The sequence below is a fragment of the Indibacter alkaliphilus LW1 genome, from assembly GCF_000295935.2.
In the GTDB taxonomy this organism is placed as follows: domain Bacteria; phylum Bacteroidota; class Bacteroidia; order Cytophagales; family Cyclobacteriaceae; genus Indibacter; species Indibacter alkaliphilus.
This window is the reverse complement of record NZ_ALWO02000036.1, coordinates 15,539-35,446: the sequence shown is the minus strand read 5'-3', so window position 1 is coordinate 35,446 and position 19,908 is coordinate 15,539. Positions and strand designations below refer to the sequence as shown.

Here is a 19,908-nt window from a genome sequence, read left to right as displayed (position 1 = left end):
TATTGATAGATAAAAAAATAAACTTAGGGAGCATTGGGAGAAATGATCCTTTCAAGAAGTATTTCCCAGTAAGGGAGATTGACAGGTACAGATATCAGCTGTCCTGCTGTTTTTACTTTTTCTATTTTTAGGTTTTCGAAAATCAGATAAAAAACCTGCTGACCCACAACTGTCACAAATGGCACTACGGCATCAACTGCAACATTCAAAAAAGTCTGTTTCTCTTGATTGTTTTCTGAGTTTTCATTGTACTCCTTCTTGGTCAGTTCCTCTTTTTCTGAAGGAGTGTGAATGTATTCAGCCCCGGTCACCAACATACAAAAAAACAGTACAAGTCCAAGGCAGACTCTCTGTTTCCATAGGTTGATATATTGTTGCTTTTTATTCATGGGTGGCAAATATAGCAGAATTAACAATTAGAATAAAAAAATAAAGATAAAAAGCGTTAAAATACTGAATTTCTATAAGTTAGGGGCATTGTCCGTCCTGACTCTCAGGTAAGTTCTGATAACTTCCAATGCCCGATCAAAATTTCTGTTGTTGGGAATGATCAAATCTGCATCATGTTTAAATGGTTCAATGTACTTTTCATAAGTAGGCATTACATGCATTTCATAGCGGTATAGCACATCGTCCAAATCATAACCTCTTTCTACTTTATCCCTGACAATTCTTCTTTTCAATTTGATGTATTCTTTGGCATCGATAAAAACCTTCAGATCCAGTAAGTCGGCCAATTCCGGATAGTAAAGCACAAAAATCCCTTCTACCACTACTACAGGCGCTGGAGCAAACTCAAGCATTTTTGGTTTTTTGTTGGGGTTGTTAAAGGTATATTCTTGGCGGAAGACAGTTTCTCCATTTCCTATTTTTCGGATATCCTCGGCATATTGTTCGAAATCAATGGAATTGGGTGTGTCAAAATTGTGTACACCTTTATCGTCTATAGGTTGTAGATGCCTGGGTCTATAATAATTGTCTTGGGAGATGAGGCAAACCTGTCCAGGTTCAAATGTGTGTAAAAGTTTGTCTAAAAAAAGGGTTTTTCCTGAGGCGCTTCCACCTGTGATACCTACAATAAAGGGCTTCTTCATGGGAGACAAAAATAAGGATTATTTTAGAAACCTTACCAATTCCTTCACTGCCTTCCCCCTGTGGCTGATTTTATTCTTCTCTTCCATACTGAGTTCTGCAAAAGTCATGTCATACCCAAGTGGTTTGAATACAGGATCATAGCCGAATCCTCCCTGCCCCACTTTTTCATGCAGAATCTCTCCTTCTGCCACACCTATAAAGCTGTTTTCTTTACCATTCTGAATAAGAGCAATCACCGTTTTGAACCTGGCTTTTCTATTTTCCTCTTTCTTCATTTTTTCCAAAAGCAGTTCAATATTCCTTTGATCACTTCTTGGCTCACCTGCAAACCTTCCTGAATATACCCCTGGCGCACCGTTCAGGGTTTCTACTTCCAACCCCGTATCATCTGCAAAGCAATCCACCCCATAATTATCAAAAACATATCGGGCTTTTTGAAAGGCATTGTGCTCTAAGGTGTCTCCGGTCTCAGGAAGTTCTTCGTAGCATCCAATTTCGGCAAGGGATACAATAGTAAAATCCGGCCCGAGAGCTGACTTTACTTCTTCTATTTTTTTTTGGTTATTGGTTGCGAAACAGATTTTCATAAATAATTTGGCTAAAACATAAATAAACAAAAAATCCCCCATTTTCATGGAGGATTAATACTTCATTTATTGATTTTCTAGGTGATCAGTATCAGAATCAAGAGAATAATGATGATTGCACCTACGGAAAGGTAAACACCACCGCCTATTTCTTTAGCTTCTTTTTTCATTTCTCTGAGCTCATCCCTCATTTCTTTCCTTTCCTCTTTGCTCATGTCGGAGAAATCCATTGCCTTGATTTCCTCTACCCTGTTTTCGATTTCATCAAGTCTGAGCTGCTGCTCTTCATTCAGTTCAGGTTTTTCTTTCTTGGTTGTTTTGGCGGTAGCAGCTGGCATAAATGCAGCCATCAAAAACATTACCGACAAAAAATAAGCTAACTTCTTCATAAGTTGTTTATTTAGGTGAATGAAATTATTAAACGATAAAACGTAAATTCTCAAAACCAAGAATTAGACCAAACTCATCTAATCCTTTTTTAAAATAGTCACTAAAACTAAAATATGGTCCAGATCTACTCTTATCCTTTTCATTATTATTTGTAATTTAGCCATCCTTCGAAAAGGCTTTTTTCGATTATTCGCATATTTCAAACCCTACTAAAATATTTACTATGTCCTCCAAAGGAGATAAAAAATTATTCCTTCTTGATGCAATGGCTCTTATCTATAGAGCACACTTTGCTTTTTCCAAAAACCCCAGAATCAATTCAAAGGGTCTGAACACCGGGATCATGTTGGGGTTTACCAATACCTTGCTGGAAGTGCTTGAAAAAGAGAAGCCAACACATATAGCAGTGGCTTTTGATACCAAAGCTCCCACATTCAGACACGTACAGTTTGAAGCGTATAAGGCAAATAGACAGGAACAACCTGAGGATATAGAAATCGGAATCCCATGGGTCAAACAGATCGTGGAGGCTTTCAATATACCGGTTTTGGAGCTGGATGGGTTTGAAGCTGACGATATCATTGGCACTATCGCCAAAAAAGCAGAACGAACAAGTTTTGTGGTCTACATGATGACCCCCGATAAGGATTATGGACAGCTTGTAGAAGAGCATATTTATTTGTACAAGCCGGCATTTATGGGGAATGCAGTGGACATTATGGGGCCAAAAGAGGTCTGTGCAAAATGGGACATAGAAAATGTAGATCAGGTACGGGACATTTTAGGCCTTATGGGGGATGCGGTGGACAATATTCCGGGAATTCCTGGGATAGGAGAAAAAACAGCAGTCAAGCTGCTCAAGGCATATGGTTCCATTGAAGAAATGTTGCAGCATACAGATGATCTGAAAGGCAAGCAGAAAGAAAACGTTGTCAATTTTGGTCAGCAGGGCCTTCTATCCAAGGAATTAGCGACGATCAATATTGATGTGCCGGTAGATTTTGATGAAAAATCATTACACTATGACGGGCCTGATGAGGAAAAACTCAAAGCCCTTTTTGCAGAGTTGGAATTTCGAACGTTGACACAGCGGGTGTTTGGGGAAAAAATGAAAAAGCCCCAAGTCAAGGTTTCCGAGCAATTGGGGCTTTTTACGGGAGAGTCAGAAGTAAAAGAAGAAGACATTCCGGAAGAAAATCCCTTGCCGGTTCCTGTTTTGCATGACAGCATCCTCACCACGGCTCATGATTATCATAAGGTAGATGGTGAAAAGGCAATCAAAGAGTTGATCAGTTACCTTGAAATTCAGGATGAATTTTGTTTTGATACAGAAACAACAGCCCTCAACCCAAATGAAGCAGAATTGGTTGGGCTTTCGTTTTCCTATGTTCCTGGAGAGGCATTTTATATTCCTTTTCCTCAGGATCAGGAAGAGGCAAAGAAAAAACTTGAGCTTTTCAGAGGTGCTTTTGAAAATGAAAACATTATCAAAATAGGTCAAAATGTAAAATATGACCTATTAGTGTTGAAAAACTACGACATGCAGGTGCGAGGCAAATTGTATGATACCATGTTGGCCCACTATCTAGTGGAACCGGAGGGGAAACATTCCATGGATTGGCTGGCACAGCAGTATTTGAATTACAAGCCTGTTTCTATAGAGTCTCTGATCGGGAAAAAAGGTAAAAATCAAGGCAGTATGAGGGATGTGGATGTAGACGAAGTAGTGGCTTATGCGGCCGAAGATGCAGACATTACCTTAAAACTGAAGGAAAAGCTGGATCCTTTGGTCAAAGAAAACGGTCTGGAAAAGCTGTTGCATGAGGTGGAAAACCCGCTTATAAGAGTTTTGACGGAAATGGAATTTGAAGGTGTTAGGATAGATACCGAGAGCCTCGCTGAGATGTCCAAGGAGCTTGAAAAAGAAAGCATTGAAATGGAAAAGCGTGTCTATGAATTGGCGGGGGAAGAATTCAACCTTTCTTCTCCCAAGCAACTGGGAGAAATACTTTTTGTCAAACTTAAGTTGGATTCTAAAGCTAAAAAAACCAAAACCGGTCAGTATGCCACGGGGGAAGAGATCCTGAGCAAAATGGCAGCTGAACATGAAATAGCCCGGGTGATTCTTGAATACAGGCAGATTGTCAAACTCAAATCCACCTATGTAGATGCTTTGCCTACCATGATCAATCCTAAAACCGGCAGGGTGCATACTACTTATAATCAATTTGTGGCCGCCACTGGGAGACTTTCCTCTATCAATCCCAACTTGCAGAACATTCCTATCCGGACTGAGAGGGGGAGAGAGATCAGAAAAGCATTTGTGCCAAGAGATGATAATCATGTGCTTTTTGCTGCGGATTACTCTCAGATAGAGTTGAGAATTATGGCTGCATTTTCCAAAGATGAATCCATGATAGAGGCTTTCAAAAACGGAAGAGATATCCATGCTACTACAGCAGCCAAGATTTTTCAGGTTTCTTTGGAGGAGGTCACCTCAGATATGAGGAGAAAAGCAAAAACCGCCAACTTTGGGATTATTTATGGTATTTCGGCTTTCGGACTGTCGCAGCGATTGAATATATCAAGAACAGAAGCCAAGGAAATCATTGATGCATATTTTAAAGAGTTTCCTGCTGTCAAAGCTTATATGGACAATTGCATAGAAAAAGCCAAGAAGGATGAATATGTAGAAACCATTCTTGGGAGGAGAAGATACCTGAGGGATATCAATAGCAGGAATCAGACGATGCGTGGATTTGCTGAAAGAAATGCCATTAACGCCCCCATCCAAGGGTCGGCTGCAGATATGATCAAAGTAGCCATGATCAATGTGTACCAGTGGATGAAACAGGAAAAGCTTAAGTCAAAAATGATCCTTCAGGTGCATGATGAATTGGTATTTGATGCGGTCAAGGATGAACTTGAATTGCTTCAAAAAGAGATTCCGAAATTAATGTCTGATGCCGTCAAGCTGGGGGTGCCTGTAGTAGTAGAAACCGGTACTGGAAAGGACTGGTTGGAAGCGCATTAAGGAGACCTGAGACCTGAGACTAAAGAAATGAGACTTGGGTTTGTAGTATAAAGAATGGTCCGCCCCAGCGGACAAGTCTTAGCAAGTACCTTTAAAAAATGTGATTTCTCTATTCTGGTTTTCTTTCACTTAAATTTTGTTTCTCATATCTCACTTCTCAAATCTCATATCTAAAGTCTATAAAAATGGCCAAAACAAAGACAAGCTTTTTCTGCCAGAATTGTGGGGCACAAAGTCCTAAGTGGATAGGGAAATGCCCTGCATGTGGGGAATGGAACACTTATGTGGAAGAAGTCATCCACAAGGAAGAAAAAGTGCTGGGGACATGGAAAGTAGGCCAAGGCAAAGAAAGGAAATCCACCAAGCCAAAAAAGCTTTCTGAAATAGATTTCAGTGAATCTCCAAGGACTGGAACCAATGATACCGAATTGGATAGGGTATTGGGTGGGGGAATTGTACCGGGTTCACTTGTCTTGATCGGCGGTGAGCCGGGGATAGGAAAATCCACTCTGATGCTACAGATTGCACTTTCTCTTTCGGCTTTGAAAGTACTTTATGTTTCTGGGGAAGAAAGTGAGTCCCAAATCAAAATGCGGGCAGAAAGAATGGATGTATTTTCAGACAATTGTTACATTTTATCAGAAACCAACACCCAAAAAGTTTTTGAACAGGTAGAAATACTTCAGCCTGAACTTTTGGTTATAGACTCAATTCAAACATTGCACAGCAGCCATGTAGAATCAGCGGCTGGTTCGGTTTCGCAAGTTCGGGAATGTACAGCTGAATTGATGCGTTTTGCCAAAGAAACGGCTACCCCTGTTTTTTTGATCGGGCATATTACCAAGGATGGCTCCATTGCAGGGCCCAAAGTTCTGGAGCATATGGTGGATACAGTTTTGCAGTTTGAAGGGGATAGGCATTTGAGCTATAGAATTTTGAGAACTTCCAAAAACCGATTTGGTAGTACGCATGAACTGGGAATTTACGAAATGCGTGCTACAGGACTCAGGCAGGTAGCTAATCCCTCAGAAATTCTACTTACCCAAAGGGAAGAAGCTCTGAATGGTGTAGCGATTGGTGCTATGATGGAGGGCAACAGGCCCTTGTTGATAGAGATTCAATCTCTGGTCAGCCCGGCTACCTATGGCACTCCGCAGCGAAGTAGCACTGGTTTTGATGGGAAAAGACTCAATATGTTGCTTGCTGTTCTGGAAAAACGTGGTGGAATGCGTCTTGGGCAGCAAGATGTATTTTTGAATGTGGCTGGAGGATTGAAAGTGGATGATCCTGCTCTGGATTTGACAGTGTGTGCCTCTTTGCTTTCCTCCTATGAAGATTTAGCAGTTCCTGATGACAGTTGTTTTGCTGGAGAGGTGGGACTTGGAGGAGAAGTAAGAGCTGTTCATAAGATTGAAAATAGGATAGCTGAAGCCGAGAAACTGGGTTTCAAAAGGATATTTGTATCTAAATATGCTGTCAAAGGTCTTGATTTGAAAAAGTATAAAATAAAAGTTGTTGCATTAAGTAAGCTGGAGGAGATGTACCAGCAATTATTCGGAAATGGATAGAAGATGAGAACGTTTCAGAAGAAAATCAGGCTTAAACCTTACCCGAGAGGCTTTCATTTGATCAGCAGAACTATAGAGGAAGAATTTCCGGAGATCAAACAGGTCAAAGCAGGACTGCTTCATGTTTTTATTCAGCATACTTCTGCCGCATTAAGTATCAATGAAAATGCAGATCCTACTGTTAGGAGAGATTTCGAAACCTTTGTAGATGAGTTGATTCCGGAAACTTATCCACGATTTATCCACACCTATGAAGGACCTGATGATATGCCCGCCCATATCAAATCAAGCCTCTTTGGGGCGAGCTTACAAATACCCGTTTCTGAAGGAAAAATAGCCCTAGGAACTTGGCAGGGGATATATTTATGTGAGTTTAGGGATCATGGCGGCCCGCGGTCAATAGTATTAAGTCTCTTCGGAGAATAATCTATTTTTATAATGAAAAATTTCCAAATATAGGCTTATCCACATTAACTAAAGCAAAATTTAACCTCTAATATAAATCGTTTCCGATTTGGTCAATGCATTTTTAAACTTTGAACTGAATCGGTTCAGTATGAGGTTAGTGCTATTTTTGTTTTTTTGGGTTTTGTCTTACCCATGTTTTTCGCAAGTCAAAAAATTGGCATACGAGGGTATAGTTGCACAGAAAATCGACTATCCTATTACTTTGGACGGACAACTAGATGAAGAAATTTGGCAGCAAGAAGATGGCTGGGCTGAGGATTTTATTCAATATTTTCCGTCAGACACTTCTCTGGCCAATGCGCAGACCAAAATAAAGGTGGCCTACGATGACAAGTTTTTATACTTCGGAGCCATTATGTATAACCTTGGGCCAAGAGAGGAATACGTATCTACCTCATTGAGGAGGGATTATAGGGGAGAACAGAATGATGGTGTATCTTTTATTCTGGATACTTTCAATGACAATACCAACGCTTTTCAGTTTGGAGTAAATCCTTATGGAGTTCAGAGAGAATCGCTGATAGCCAATGGAGGCATGATTCCTTCAGACCTCAATCTTGCCTGGGACAATAAATGGTATTCCAGTGCCAAAATTTATGAAGATTATTGGGTGGTGGAAGTAGCGATTCCGTTTTCCACATTAAGGTATCAGGATGGCGCGGTCAATTGGAATGTTAATTTTTACAGGATTGATTCAAAATACAATGAAAGGAGCTCTTGGAGTCCAATTCCAAGGAATTTTTCCTTGATTTCTTTGGCATTTTCGAGGAAGTTGATGTTTGAAGAACCACTGAAAAAAGAGAGTGCTAATGTTTCTATTATTCCCTATGTGGCTTCAGCCACAGATAGAGATTTTCTTGAAGGTACTTCCAATCCTGCAAACCTTGCCTTTGGAGGAGATGCGAAGATTGGAATGGGGCCTGCACTCAACCTTGATTTGACCATCAATCCTGATTTTTCCCAAGTAGAAGTTGATCAGCAAGTGACCAATCTCGATCGTTTTGAAATATTTTTTCCCGAACAGAGGCAGTTTTTCCTTGAAAATGCCGACCTCTTTGCAGATTTTGGAACAGTGGGGATCCGGCCTTTCTTTTCCCGAAGAATCGGAGTGGCAAGAGATGAGCGGACCGGACAAAATGTCCAAAACCAAATTCTCTTTGGAAGTAGGCTATCCGGAAAGTTGGGTGAGGACTGGAGAGTAGGTTTGATGAATATGCAAACTGCCACCGACCCTGACCTGGGGATTACGGGAAGAAATTTTTCTGTAGCTGCGCTGCAAAAAAAGGTCTTTGCCAGATCTAATGTGGGGATGATTATGGTCAATCAGGAAACTATGAATGCTGAAGGAGGATTTCCTACTATTGACCGAACCAAGTATAACCGGTTGGCAGGGTTGGATTATAATTTGGCTTCTGCGGATAACCGTTGGACGGGTAAGTTTTTTTACCACAGGACATTTGAATACGATAATAAAGATCAATCCGGGGCTTTTCACTCCCAATTGAATTACAATGACCTCCATATTTCCAGTAGTATTTCCTTTTCACATGTTCAGGAAAACTTCAACCCGGAGGTAGGTTTTACTCCCCGAAGTGATTATAAAAGAATCTCCGGGCTTTTCTCTTACCAGTTTTTCCCAAAATCAAAGATTATCAACAGACATGGGCCTGGGGTTCAGACCGAAACATTGTGGAATGAATCCTTGGGCATAACAGATGAGCTTCATTCCCTTACCTATAGGATTCAATTTCAATCACTTTCCACCTTAACCTTCTTGGCAAATAATAGGTACACATACCTTTTTTCCCCTTTTGATCCTACCAGAACAGGTGGGGAGCAGCTTCAGGCAGGTACAGATTACAGGAATACTTTTTTTTCCATTCAGTATTTTGGAAACCCGAGAAAATCCTTCTTTCTCACTGGAAGGGGAGAAGTGGGAGAATATTTCAACGGCAATATCCGGACTGTGCAGGGAGCTATGAACATGAGATTGGGGTACTTAGCCAATATCTCCATGAATTTCAGTTACAACAATATCAGGCTTCCTGAGCCTCAAAATGATGCAGATCTTTTCCTGATTGGGCCTAGGATTGATCTGACCTTCACCAGAAGCTTATTTTGGACTACTTTTTTCCAGTATAACAATCAGATCGACAATATCAATATCAATACACGATTGCAATGGAGGTATGCGCCGGTTTCTGATCTTTTTGTGGTCTACACGGACAATTATTTCCCGGGTTCCTTTATTCCCAAGCAAAGGGCTTTGGTCATGAAATTAAATTACTGGCTGAATATCTAATCCAGCTGGTTTTTGGCAAATTCCATAAAGAAATATACCACAGGGGCGAATAGTACGATCGGGAAAACTATAATAAACCATGTGGGAATACCGGTCCCAAATCCTGAACCACTGTGGAATGAAAAATATTCAATCAACAAAAACATCAAAATGAGTGTGAATTTCAGCCATCTCCACAATCTGGTATTGATCTGAATCAATGTATCAGCTTTTTCAGGATTGTTTTTGATTGTGTAATCCGAAATTCTTGGTTTTTGATTGTAGAAGGTAATCCCCAAAAATAGAATGCTCGCAATAATAGGAATAGAGTAGGTCATGTTGCTGGCCCAATATTCACTTGGATTGGCAAAAAAATTATAATCTGCGGCTACCGACTCTGCTCCCTTATGTTGGAAATAATAAGTCATAGACCATAAGAGAATCAAAGCAGCAAATCCTAAAATTTCCAAAACCTTATCCCATAAACTTGTTTCAGGTGATTGCTCTGATACTTTTTCTTTTTCCATGATTTGATTTATTGAACTGCTAATCTATAACAAAAATACAATTCTTATTTTTTAGGTAAAGATCTATGTTGATATGAGGTTTATTTTATTGGAATCTCAAGCGTATTTTTCTTTCCACTGAACACGATATTGCCATCTTTGGGTTCAGTTTCCTTTCCATTTAACAAGACCTTCTTTGTTTCTTTCCACGGATCCGGTATCGTAAATTGGATTTCATAGTCAGCCTCTTTTTGGGTAAAGTTTGCCGTGAATTTATCAGAACTGGTTTCATAAGCAAGGTCAAGTTCATTTTCTCCGATGATCACTTTTTCTATTTTCGCTTTATCCCAACTAGATGGAAGCACTGGTTTAATGTGAATGATTTTATTACCTGCATCTGGTTGAATTCCGAAATACTGTGTTACAATAGGCACTGCGTAGGCATAAATATTCCAGGCCTGAGTCATCATCCCATAGTCAGGGGATACCTCATACATGGATCCAGGCAATGCGTATCCAAAAGTTCTTGTCATTCGCTTGATATAATCAAGAGATTCATCAGCCCTTCCATAATTGGCTTCTGCAATAGCTTGTACCCCTGTTGGTAAGGTCATCACTGCACCGGTGTAAGAAAAGACCTTGCTTCCTTCAAAAGAGCCATCTTCATTTTCAGAAGAATCATCTCTATCAATTCCAGTAACAAAGACGCCGAAGGGGTTTACAAACTTTTTTGCTTTGTCCAATGCTATGACTGCTTTTTCCCGATCTGCTATGCCCATTTCCATGGGAGTGTTGACTACCCAATTGTGAAACATGACAAAGCCTTTCTTTTGGCTTCGTGGATATGTGGATAACTTTCTTTTTGTAGTCTTAAGCTCTTCCACAGCCCAGGGTTTATTCAATGTGTCTGCGCGGATTATTGCAGCGTCGATCAAATTCAGAGCTTCAGCTGTATTCCCGATAAAATCTGCAAAGGAATTGAATTCTTCTACCCAAAATTGTTCATTGATTTTCTTTTTAAGATCATCAGCCAATTGTTGATAAGGTTTGGCGGACTCCAGATCACCAAGCACTTTGGCCATTTGAGCTGCATCTGCAAAAGCCTTTTGGGTATAGGTGGCCACATCAATCATTTCTGATTCCAGCCCGTGAATTTCCATCATGCCATATCCATCCGGAAAAAGATTGCCATCTTTATCATTTTCCTCCATAAGCCAAATAAGGCCTTCTTGAATAAATGGATAGTATTTTTCCAAAAATTCTCTATCTCCAGTCCATTGGTAAACCCACCAAATCAATGATGCAAACTGCGGCGTTTCATTGATATTTCCTGGGTTATAAACAATTCCATTGGTACTTACCTCATGGATCACTCTGCCATTACCATTTGCTTCGGAAAGTTTGTGGATAAGTTCAATTGTATGATATACCAAGTCTTTCCTTCCTGTTGCAATAGCTCCTTTGAGGGTATATTCGTTGTCCACACCAAACCACCATGGATAGTCTGGAATTCCGGCACCCAGGCCTCTACCAATTTCAGGAACATCCCTAACAAGCCACTCTGTATTGTATTTGATCCATTCGAAAGCTTCTTCAATATCTTTTTCGGGGATTTCAATTCTTGATTTTGATGCAATATTTTTGAAATGCTTGGCCTTATCCCTGAGATAGGTGGCGTTATGCTCCTTGATCAGGTCGTAGGTTTTTTCCAGGTCTGATTGAGATTTGTAGGAACCTGCTATGAAAAAAGTAATGATTTCTTTTTCCCCTGGGGCTAATGTTATTTCAAATCCAAGTTTAGCAGCTTGGCCTTTACCTTGAGGAGAATAAATACAGGTGGCTGATTTTTCTTCACTTTGTTTGGCTTGACGGTCAGCACCAAATAGTACGAACCAATCATTCCCAGCATCTTTGCCTCTTCAAGCCTGCCTTTCTTCATCAAAGTCAAGAATATCTTCATGGTCCACCATACCTGCTCTTTCACCCAGCCAAACGGGCATGAGGTCTGTATGCCCGGCGAATTCAAAACCAAAAGTTTTTGCCGAGTTATCCACATTTTTGAGGGAGAATTCAAGGATCAAACCCTCTGTCCTGTCCGGAATAAACTGAAAACGCTCAACTTCCAAACCTGGGACTTGCTCCCGGAAGATATGTTTATTGGCCACGGGATAATTCACAAACTCGTCAGCCTTATCCAAGCAGTATGAGTTGCCCTCCAGACCTATGGCTACGGTAAACCCATCCATCAGCTTGATGGGATGATTCCAGATTCCACCCATTTCACCTTCCACATGAAAGCCAAGATCCGGAAAAGTACCATCTTGATGCCCTACCATATAGACACGGTCTCCAGCAGTCACATAAGGAGAAGCCAAATATTCCTGTTTTCCGGATTTGCCCTCAAATTCCTGAATCAAGTCTTGAAGTGAAGATTGAGACTTTTTGTTTTGGCAGGAAAAAAGTAAGCTCAATCCAAAAAATAATGCTAGCGAATTTATTTTCATCATGGACTTATTTGCTGTTTTGATCAATAAAGATAGATTCCTTTTGATCAAAATAATCAAATCAGGTGCATAATATGCATATGGAAAAAAAAGCCCGACATAAAAATCCGGGCTTTTTTGTAATTATTGGTCTCAGCTTTCAGCTTACCTGAGTTAATCAGGCTGTGGGTTGGAAGTGTCAATAGGAGTGATCAGGACTTCAATTGGATTGGACTCTATGGTGCTGCCATCTTCGAAATCAACGTACATGACAAGCCTATGTGTAGCCTGTAGTTCGGGATTTTGGTTGAATACAAAGAAGTAACGATTAAAATTAGAGTCATTGATAAAGCTTTCCACAAAGTCTTCTTTTTCAATAAAATTCCGCGCATCAAAAGTAAAGGCACAAATGGTAAAAAGGTCTTCTCCTGCAGGATGAGAAGATACGAATCCCTGGTTGCTCAATAGCCTGATATTTTTGACCTTATTTCCTATTTCAAACTTGGGAAAACATTCGTCATCATTGTTGATGTTGGAGAAAAATTTGTTCATGCCTATTCTGACAGCAAGGTTATTGACAGGAAGCTCCAAATCATCATTCCATGTCAGTGCGTCCAAGTCCTCAACGTTTAAGATTCTAGGGGCCAAAGAGATTGACTGAAGCTCATACCTTGTTACAGAGCAATTGTCCTCACAGGAACTAAGCGCAAATATCCCTAAAGACATTAGAAATACAATCACGAAAGTTGGTTTATGGAAATTCATTTTTGTTAAATTTTTTCACGAAGATAGGATAGTCGATCACAATTTTCCAATTTCTTTCCAAGTGACCAACTTAATATTGTTTTCTTCCAGTAATTTTTTAGCCCTTTCACTGGTAAAAAAGTCAAAATCCTTTTGTCTCCACCGGGCATGCCAGTGATCAAATCGGGTAGTTATGGCCCGCATTTCTTCATCATCATAAGCCACATGGATCAGTAATACATTCAGGCCGGGTTGTAGGTTCTTGAGTAAGTCTGTGTAATAGGCGGAAAGCCCTATGCTGTCATAAATCTCAGGGCTACCGATGGCAACGTTATCCACAATTTTTACCTGGTTCAAATCAATTCCGGCAAACAATTCCTGATTGGGAACAACCACTCCCTGATAGAGTTCTTCTACCACCATGGCGGGGATACCGTATTCTTCTGCTAACCTGAGGTAAGATGCTACAAACTCAGGCCTTCCTGAAAATACACAACCCATGTGAGAGTCCAAATGGGTGGGTTTTATACCTATGGCGATCGCGGCATCAATCTGAGCCCTCATTTCTTTTTCCACTTCCTCGGGGCTTGCATTTTGGGCTACGGAAGCACAATCAAAGTGAAAATATCCATCTTCCCCTACCAATCCAGAAACTTCCGATTTGCTGCTTATCGGACCCCAACGGTAATTGAACCACTCGTCGGTAAGCGTGATATGTACTCCTAAGTCAATATCAGGCATGTCCTTGACGAGTTCAGCCACCTCTGTCGCCCAAGGGCTGGGCATCATGATGCTTGTAGAGTTGACGACACCATTTTTCATAGCTGCCACTGTGGCGATATTTTCCGAATGTGCCAGACCTATGTCATCGGCATGAATGATGAGTAATTTGTCATTTGGTGCATAGCCAAGTTTTTCTGCCAAATTCCTTTGTTGGGCATTCACCTGGAAAACGATCAAGACCAGAATCAATGTGGATAAGTTTTTCATAGGAGGGTGTTTATGACTGGGGTTAAGTTTTTTTGCTATTTAAGCGAAAGTTCTAATTGAGTTTGATATTGATGGATATTAGATATTTATGGAATGATACTTACATTTTCATAGATGTCAGCTTTTCAATTCATTCCGATTTGCCTTAAAGTTCAATATGGCTGGATCAAATATGGGCAACTCCTGAAATCAGGTTTCCTAATACCTACCAATATCAATCAGTATCCACAAATATCCACAACCCCTATCCCGAATCTCTTCGCTCTCGGGACTTCCGCCCCGAATCATTTCATTCTCGGGATCTTCGACCAAGCTCCAGTTTCAATAATATATCAACCATATTTCTATCATATTTCCACTTTATTTCAACCTAAGGAATATCTCAATATCAATCAGTATCTACGAATATCTTTTAATAACCACCGATTTACCCAGATAAACACAGTTCCTTTGTTAATGCAAATTATTGTAATAAGCCTTCAATCAAAATCCCTTTCCCATCCCTGTTTTTGGCGATAAGCCTTATTCACTCTTGACCATCCCTCGGCCAAAAACAAAAATCATCGTCAAATTTCTAAACCCAGGGTTAAAACCCTGGGCTATAATATTTACGCCCTTACAGGGCTTGGAAATTCTCATTTGGAGGTCTAAGTCCAGAGTGGGAAGAAGGTGCTTCAAAAGAAAGATCGCTTTTTACTTATTTCTCTTATTCCTTAATCTATCTGGAATCATTTCATTCCCAAAACTCCGGTTTCAATAATATTTCAACAATATTTCCATTGTATTTCTACTGTATTTCAATTGTTAAGTATCCAATATCTATAAATATCCACCAATATCCATTAATATCCATTAATACCCCCATGCCGGACCTGGGCTTTTTACTTCCGTACTTAAGTCAAATTTCACCGAGAAATACCTTTCACTACCAATTCTCCTCAGATTGTAAGTGAAAGAATCTTCATCCAAGGTTATCCACCAGACATTGCTGGATGCATATGGAATTAGATCTGTGGTTTCCTGATCTGCAGGGAAAAACTGGATTTTTTCTAAACCTGTATTGGAAGCTGTTCCACCATATTGAGTTACCTCATCTTCACTCCCGTCTTCATGCCTGTGATCATGCTTGAGCTTGATTCTTCCATCCTGCATGGTCAGTACCCAAGTTCTGGATTTGTCATCTCCCACAAAAAAAGGAATGTGGATAAAGTCCTCTCCACAATCTACCACATGCATAATGAGTTTTTTTCCGGTAAAAGGATCATTTTCTGAGGGAGTCATAATTTCTCCTGCATAAGCTTTTCCACAGTGCTTTTTTAAGTTATCCCAGAAGATCTGGTTTCCGGGTTTTTCTTGGGCCATGCCGCAATAGGATATTAAGGCAAACAGTAGCGTAAAGATTTTTTTCATTGATCAGTGTTTTGAATAGGTACTCAATTAGCATTATTCCTTCCTTTTGTGCAAACACTTTTCTTTCACAGGCTGTTAAATGGTCATAATGAACAGAATATTAGTTTGGTTTAGAAATGATTTAAGGGTGCATGATCATGCACCCTTATTTGCAGCTTCTCAAAAAGCTGTTGAAGTGATACCTGTATATTGTTTTGATCCAAGACAGTTTGATACTATAGAACTGGGTTTTGCAAAGACAGGATCTTTCAGAGCAGATTTTTTGCTTTCGGCTGTGGATAACCTTAGAAAGAGATTAAATGAAATAGGCTCTGATTTGTTTATACTTCAGGGAAAACCTGAGGAAGAGGTCAGTAGGTTAGCATTGGAACTGAATGTAGATGCCGTGTTCTTTTCGGAAGAAGTAACTTCTGAAGAAAAATATGTAGAAGAGGCACTTGAAAAAAAACTCTGGAAAGAAGGCATCAAAACTGAGAGCTTTTGGCAAAGCACTTTGTTCCATTTAGAGGACTTGCCTTTTCCCATCAATCAGGTACCCGAGGTATTCACACAATTCCGAAAAGAATGTGAAAAATATGCTCATATCAAGAAGACTTTCCCCATTCCTATTAATTTAAAGTTACCGGAATTAGATGTTTTAAGAGGCGAGATTCCAAGTTTAAAATCTTTTGGTCTGGAGAAACCTGATGCTGACCCTCGAAGTGTGTTGGTGTTTGAAGGTGGTGAAGAGGAAGGGCTCAGGCGACTTCAGACTTATTTTTGGAAAAATGACTGCCTAAAGGATTATAAGCAAACCAGAAATGGCCTCTTGGGAGCTGATTATAGTTCAAAGTTTTCCCCATGGTTGGCTTTGGGCTGCTTAAGTCCTAGGTATATTTATGAGGAAATACAGAAATACGAGAAGGCAGTGAAAAAGAACCAGTCCACCTATTGGCTGATTTTTGAATTGATATGGAGGGATTATTTTAGGTTTATAGCCAAAAAACACGGGAACAGGATTTTTCAGTTGGGAGGTATTAAGAGCAATGTGGATAAGTGGCTCAGGAATGAAGATCTTTTTTGGATATGGGCCAATGGTAAGACAGGGATTCCCTTTGTGGATGCCAATATGCGGGAGCTGAACACAACCGGATTCATGTCCAACCGGGGCAGGCAGAATGTAGCTTCTTTTTTGGTCAATGATCTGGGGATCGATTGGAGATGGGGAGCGGCCTATTTTGAAAGTCAGCTGATAGACTATGATGTCTGCAGCAATTGGGGCAACTGGATGTATGTGGCAGGTGTGGGGAATGATCCTAGGGAAAACCGGTATTTCAATATCCTAAGGCAAGCGCAGAACTATGATAAAAAAGGAGATTATGTGAGGACCTGGATCCCTGAACTTCAAGGATTAGAGGGATTTGATATACATATACCATTTGAGTTATCCACAAAGGAATTAAAATCAAAGGGAGTGAATTTGGGTTCGATTTATCCACATCCTGTAGTGAAGATGAGGGCTTACATTTGAAAGCCAGATTGATTCAGGTTCCGAAGACTAAGTTTATCAGCTGTTCGACATTTGCAATGCCGAATGCAGGTGAAAAGGGTTTTTAATCTTTCTTATCTTTTCAAAGGACGAATTGTAAATTCGTGGTATCTGTACTTGAAATAGCGAATTTCGAGTAGCTGATGCATACATAAAGCTATTGTTGGATCAACTTGCTAAAAAGTAAAGCCCTAAAAGTCAAAATTTTTAAGGATATTTCTGAAAATTGATATCCCATATGAGCAAGATACACTTCCCCTCCCGGGTTTTTAAACACCTTTTTGTTATCTTGATAATTAGCTGTATTTCATGTAAAGAAAATGAAAAAGCCAAGCAAATGGGGCAGATGGAGGCATTTGCGGAAATGGTAGCGGCAGATGTGAAGCCCCTCGCCTTGAGTGAACCGATGGATACTGAAATTGTGGATAAGCTACTTGGTGAAGCAGAAAAAATCGCTGAAAAATACGGTATTTCTGTTTACAGGGAGCCTGAACTTATCCACACTGATTTGTTTGACAAAAGCATTTCATCCGGTAAAGAGGTGTTGATTTTCCATAAAGAAAATGCGCTTCAGGCCTATTTCGACCTCAAGCATACTTTGGATATGGGTGAAATTGACCCAGAGGCGGCTGCGAGAAGGTTCGGGAGATTGTTGGGTTATCCACCTGCCCATATCAATGAGCTTCTGGCCAAAAACACCACTTTCAGGACTCTGCCTGATTTTGGTATTCAGGCGACCAATATTTTTCTTTATTATTCAGACCTTGAGCAGGCCTCCTTATTTTATGGGGATGTTTTGGGAATGGAGCTGCTGTCTGATTATGAGTTTGCAAAAACATACAGGGCGGCGCCGGACGCTTTGATCACTTTGGTAGATGCTGCTGTAGGAAGACACAAGGCAGAAGAGCCCAAAACTGTAGCCATTGCGCTTCTGACGGATCAGTTGCCTGAATGGTACGCCTACTTACAGGAAAAAGAAGTAGAGATCAAGTATACTTACAAGCCAAAAGAAAACAACGCCCATGATGGTTTTGTGGCAGTAGATCCGGAGGGGTACCTCTTGGAATTTGAAACCTTCAAGCAGCATCCTGAAAATGAAAAACTTATGCCCCAGCTCCAAAAATTCGCCCCCCTTAAGACCAAAAATGCGGAAATAGCCGCAGGATTAGGCTTTTACGGAGCAGTAACTTGGATGTACTACGAGGACTTACAGGAGGCAGAGCGTTTTTATGAGGAAAAAATAGGCCTGACCCTAATCGTGGATCAAGGTTGGGCCAAAGTGTATCAGGCGTCAGAAACCGGATATATAGGCTTGGTGGACGAAAAAAGGGGAATGCACAACTATACCGAAAAGAAGGGGACAAGTATAGCTTTTGTGGTGGATAATTTGGAAGCTTGGTATACTTATGCACAGCAATATGCTCCCTTTGCTTTGGAGAGGGAAATGTATACCGGTACAAAAGATAGGTATAAGGCTTTTGTAGGCATAGACCCAGGAAAGTACTTTTTGGAGTTCAATACTTACCTGGACCATGATGACAATGCACGGCTGGTAGAAGTGCTTCACAAATAGAATTACAAGTTTGGATATACAAAACTGTGAGTTTTAAATGTATAGCCGATTTGGTTTATAATCGATATTCATTGATATTAGATACTTGTTGATATTTATCAAATTCAAATATTAATTTTTAGGATATAGCCTTACTGAAAAAATGCGTATAAACACGTTTAAATATGTATTGATATTGAATTGAGTAGGAAATTAGATACATGATTTTCCGCTTTTTTTAACAGTAGATCTTCATGGTAGAATAAACTTTTGATTTAAAGCCAATATCAATAAATATCCTATTTCTATTAATATCGGGTTGATTCAAGACCCACATTAAATTGCTTACAGGTCTAATTGCAGACATACATAACTCAGGATATATTAAAACACAAAAATCATTTTTTTAGGTTTTCAGCTCAAGTTTTGGGGGCTTTATCACCTTTTCTTGTTATTCCCGAGAGAGCATTCTTTTTTTGTCCCGTAATCAAACTTTATAGTTATGACCGGATTTTTGAAATACATATTTTTTTTGTTGGCTTTATCTTTCTTTAAAGAAGCAGTCCAAGCCCAGACCATTGATTTGGATGAAGAAGAAGGAATGGATTTCCCCATTCTTTCAGAAAGAAGTACCTATTACTATTTCACGCCAATGGGAACATTTGGATTACAGCTGGGCCACCAGGCCATGCAAAGAAGGTTAGATAATTCCTTTGGTCTCAAAATGAACAGGCTCACTGACTATTCAGGCGTAGGAATAGGATGGAGAAGAAACTTGATGTTTTATAATTTCAATTTCTACTTCCCCGCAATTGCCTCTGTAAATTTTGACAGGTCCTCAAGTGGTTCGACGATCATAGAATCCAGAGATTTTTTTGGGGACTTTTCAATAGGCAGAGCTATAGTGGCCAATGACCATCATTTTATCATATTGAGAGCTGGCTTGGGAGTCGTGGGGAGAGAATTAAGCATCACCCAATATGATGGCAGCAGCTTTGATTTCAATAATTTCCGTGCAGGCAATGGGCAGGCCTGGCCAAGATTAGAACACATTTCAGGTACTTTAGACATAGGACTGGAATACTTGCCAAGGGCTTTGAGAGCCGTATCGGCCATGGAGAGCATACAGCTCGGATACAAGACCGGAATCGGCTCGCCAAGGTGGAGATCTTCTGATGCTCCATTGGTCAACTCGTTTGGAGATAGGGTTTCACTTATTTATCTGAAGGCAGCTGTGGTTATCTCAAGAGAGCGCTGAAATGAATTTTCATT

At 40.2% G+C, this 19,908-nt stretch carries 18 protein-coding genes; 7 read left to right on the top strand and 11 right to left on the bottom strand.

Translation table 11 applies throughout. The features are described 5' to 3' along the window. Positions 1–23: 23 nt before the first annotated feature. From A33Q_RS11460 to A33Q_RS11445, 4 genes are all read right to left on the bottom strand, one after another. The gene (locus A33Q_RS11460) at positions 24–389 is read right to left on the bottom strand and encodes a hypothetical protein (protein ID WP_009034923.1); all 366 of its coding nucleotides are present in this window, start codon (positions 387–389) and stop codon (positions 24–26) included. A gap of 72 nt (positions 390–461) precedes the next feature. Next, complete coding sequence (gene udk / locus A33Q_RS11455) at positions 462–1,094, bottom strand: uridine kinase (RefSeq protein ID WP_009034924.1); 633 nt, start codon at positions 1,092–1,094, stop codon at positions 462–464. An 18-nt stretch (positions 1,095–1,112) separates the two neighbouring features. Beyond that, a complete protein-coding gene (locus A33Q_RS11450) occupies positions 1,113–1,682 on the bottom strand; it encodes a non-canonical purine NTP diphosphatase (RefSeq protein WP_040490429.1) in 570 nt (189 codons plus the stop codon). Between the two features lie 77 nt (positions 1,683–1,759). Further along, entirely contained in the window at positions 1,760–2,071 is a 312-nt protein-coding gene (locus A33Q_RS11445) for a seryl-tRNA synthetase (protein WP_009034926.1), read from the bottom strand. A gap of 224 nt (positions 2,072–2,295) precedes the next feature. Between A33Q_RS11445 and polA the strand changes: the two genes are divergently transcribed. The 4 genes from polA to A33Q_RS11425 all read left to right on the top strand — a co-directional run bounded on the left by polA (position 2,296) and on the right by A33Q_RS11425 (position 9,444). Next, positions 2,296–5,106 carry a DNA polymerase I gene (gene polA, locus A33Q_RS11440; protein ID WP_009034927.1) on the top strand — a complete coding sequence of 937 codons (2,811 nt, stop codon included), beginning with the start codon at positions 2,296–2,298 and terminating at the stop codon, positions 5,104–5,106. 185 nt (positions 5,107–5,291) lie between these two features. After that, positions 5,292–6,674 (top strand): DNA repair protein RadA, encoded by a 1,383-nt coding sequence (radA, locus tag A33Q_RS11435; protein ID WP_009034928.1) that lies wholly within the window; start codon positions 5,292–5,294, stop codon positions 6,672–6,674. Between the two features lie 3 nt (positions 6,675–6,677). Then, positions 6,678–7,100 (top strand): secondary thiamine-phosphate synthase enzyme YjbQ, encoded by a 423-nt coding sequence (locus A33Q_RS11430; protein ID WP_009034929.1) that lies wholly within the window; start codon positions 6,678–6,680, stop codon positions 7,098–7,100. A gap of 130 nt (positions 7,101–7,230) precedes the next feature. Beyond that, the gene (locus tag A33Q_RS11425; protein ID WP_009034930.1) at positions 7,231–9,444 is read left to right on the top strand and encodes a carbohydrate binding family 9 domain-containing protein; all 2,214 of its coding nucleotides are present in this window, start codon (positions 7,231–7,233) and stop codon (positions 9,442–9,444) included. Here the strand turns inward: A33Q_RS11425 and A33Q_RS11420 are convergent. From A33Q_RS11420 to A33Q_RS11400, 7 genes are all read right to left on the bottom strand, one after another. Further along, positions 9,441–9,950 carry a hypothetical protein gene (locus tag A33Q_RS11420; RefSeq protein ID WP_009034931.1) on the bottom strand — a complete coding sequence of 170 codons (510 nt, stop codon included), beginning with the start codon at positions 9,948–9,950 and terminating at the stop codon, positions 9,441–9,443. The genes A33Q_RS11425 and A33Q_RS11420 overlap by 4 nt on opposite strands. A gap of 80 nt (positions 9,951–10,030) precedes the next feature. Then, positions 10,031–11,413, bottom strand: a complete 1,383-nt coding sequence (locus A33Q_RS22445) for an alpha-L-rhamnosidase-related protein (protein ID WP_016255144.1) — start codon at positions 11,411–11,413, stop codon at positions 10,031–10,033. Between the two features lie 296 nt (positions 11,414–11,709). After that, positions 11,710–11,868: a hypothetical protein gene (locus A33Q_RS22440; protein ID WP_235062798.1), complete on the bottom strand. Its 159-nt coding sequence runs from the start codon at positions 11,866–11,868 to the stop codon at positions 11,710–11,712. Beyond that, positions 11,849–12,436 (bottom strand): hypothetical protein, encoded by a 588-nt coding sequence (locus A33Q_RS22435; protein WP_235062797.1) that lies wholly within the window; start codon positions 12,434–12,436, stop codon positions 11,849–11,851. The genes A33Q_RS22440 and A33Q_RS22435 overlap by 20 nt, the downstream gene beginning before the upstream one ends. Before the next feature lie 150 nt (positions 12,437–12,586). Further along, positions 12,587–13,177, bottom strand: coding sequence for an NUDIX hydrolase (locus A33Q_RS11410; RefSeq protein ID WP_009034932.1), 591 nt, complete (start codon positions 13,175–13,177; stop codon positions 12,587–12,589). Positions 13,178–13,213: 36 nt separating this feature from the next. Continuing rightward, positions 13,214–14,146, bottom strand: coding sequence for a polysaccharide deacetylase family protein (locus A33Q_RS11405; protein ID WP_009034933.1), 933 nt, complete (start codon positions 14,144–14,146; stop codon positions 13,214–13,216). An 852-nt stretch (positions 14,147–14,998) separates the two neighbouring features. Next, the gene (locus A33Q_RS11400; protein WP_009034934.1) at positions 14,999–15,556 is read right to left on the bottom strand and encodes a hypothetical protein; all 558 of its coding nucleotides are present in this window, start codon (positions 15,554–15,556) and stop codon (positions 14,999–15,001) included. Positions 15,557–15,644: 88 nt separating this feature from the next. Between A33Q_RS11400 and A33Q_RS11395 the strand changes: the two genes are divergently transcribed. The 3 genes from A33Q_RS11395 (at position 15,645) to A33Q_RS11385 (ending at position 19,894) form a co-directional block, all read left to right on the top strand. Then, positions 15,645–17,066: a DASH family cryptochrome gene (locus tag A33Q_RS11395; RefSeq protein ID WP_009034935.1), complete on the top strand. Its 1,422-nt coding sequence runs from the start codon at positions 15,645–15,647 to the stop codon at positions 17,064–17,066. Between the two features lie 256 nt (positions 17,067–17,322). Next, a complete protein-coding gene (locus A33Q_RS11390) occupies positions 17,323–18,657 on the top strand; it encodes a VOC family protein (protein WP_009034936.1) in 1,335 nt (444 codons plus the stop codon). 481 nt (positions 18,658–19,138) lie between these two features. Further along, positions 19,139–19,894, top strand: coding sequence for a hypothetical protein (locus A33Q_RS11385; RefSeq protein ID WP_009034937.1), 756 nt, complete (start codon positions 19,139–19,141; stop codon positions 19,892–19,894). Positions 19,895–19,908: the final 14 nt, after the last annotated feature.

Bases quoted from the DNA above. Each gene is read 5' to 3' on its own strand.
- A33Q_RS11460 (WP_009034923.1), bottom strand. From the start codon at position 389: ATGAATAAAAAGCAACAATATATCAACCTATGGAAACAGAGAGTCTGC.
- udk (WP_009034924.1), bottom strand. From the start codon at position 1,094: ATGAAGAAGCCCTTTATTGTAGGTATCACAGGTGGAAGCGCCTCAGGA.
- A33Q_RS11450 (WP_040490429.1), bottom strand. From the start codon at position 1,682: ATGAAAATCTGTTTCGCAACCAATAACCAAAAAAAAATAGAAGAAGTA.
- A33Q_RS11445 (WP_009034926.1), bottom strand. From the start codon at position 2,071: ATGAAGAAGTTAGCTTATTTTTTGTCGGTAATGTTTTTGATGGCTGCA.
- polA (WP_009034927.1), top strand. From the start codon at position 2,296: ATGTCCTCCAAAGGAGATAAAAAATTATTCCTTCTTGATGCAATGGCT.
- radA (WP_009034928.1), top strand. From the start codon at position 5,292: ATGGCCAAAACAAAGACAAGCTTTTTCTGCCAGAATTGTGGGGCACAA.
- A33Q_RS11430 (WP_009034929.1), top strand. From the start codon at position 6,678: ATGAGAACGTTTCAGAAGAAAATCAGGCTTAAACCTTACCCGAGAGGC.
- A33Q_RS11425 (WP_009034930.1), top strand. From the start codon at position 7,231: ATGAGGTTAGTGCTATTTTTGTTTTTTTGGGTTTTGTCTTACCCATGT.
- A33Q_RS11420 (WP_009034931.1), bottom strand. From the start codon at position 9,950: ATGGAAAAAGAAAAAGTATCAGAGCAATCACCTGAAACAAGTTTATGG.
- A33Q_RS22440 (WP_235062798.1), bottom strand. From the start codon at position 11,868: ATGAAGAAAGGCAGGCTTGAAGAGGCAAAGATGCTGGGAATGATTGGT.
- A33Q_RS22435 (WP_235062797.1), bottom strand. From the start codon at position 12,436: ATGATGAAAATAAATTCGCTAGCATTATTTTTTGGATTGAGCTTACTT.
- A33Q_RS11410 (WP_009034932.1), bottom strand. From the start codon at position 13,177: ATGAATTTCCATAAACCAACTTTCGTGATTGTATTTCTAATGTCTTTA.
- A33Q_RS11405 (WP_009034933.1), bottom strand. From the start codon at position 14,146: ATGAAAAACTTATCCACATTGATTCTGGTCTTGATCGTTTTCCAGGTG.
- A33Q_RS11400 (WP_009034934.1), bottom strand. From the start codon at position 15,556: ATGAAAAAAATCTTTACGCTACTGTTTGCCTTAATATCCTATTGCGGC.
- A33Q_RS11395 (WP_009034935.1), top strand. From the start codon at position 15,645: ATGAACAGAATATTAGTTTGGTTTAGAAATGATTTAAGGGTGCATGAT.
- A33Q_RS11390 (WP_009034936.1), top strand. From the start codon at position 17,323: ATGAGCAAGATACACTTCCCCTCCCGGGTTTTTAAACACCTTTTTGTT.
- A33Q_RS11385 (WP_009034937.1), top strand. From the start codon at position 19,139: ATGACCGGATTTTTGAAATACATATTTTTTTTGTTGGCTTTATCTTTC.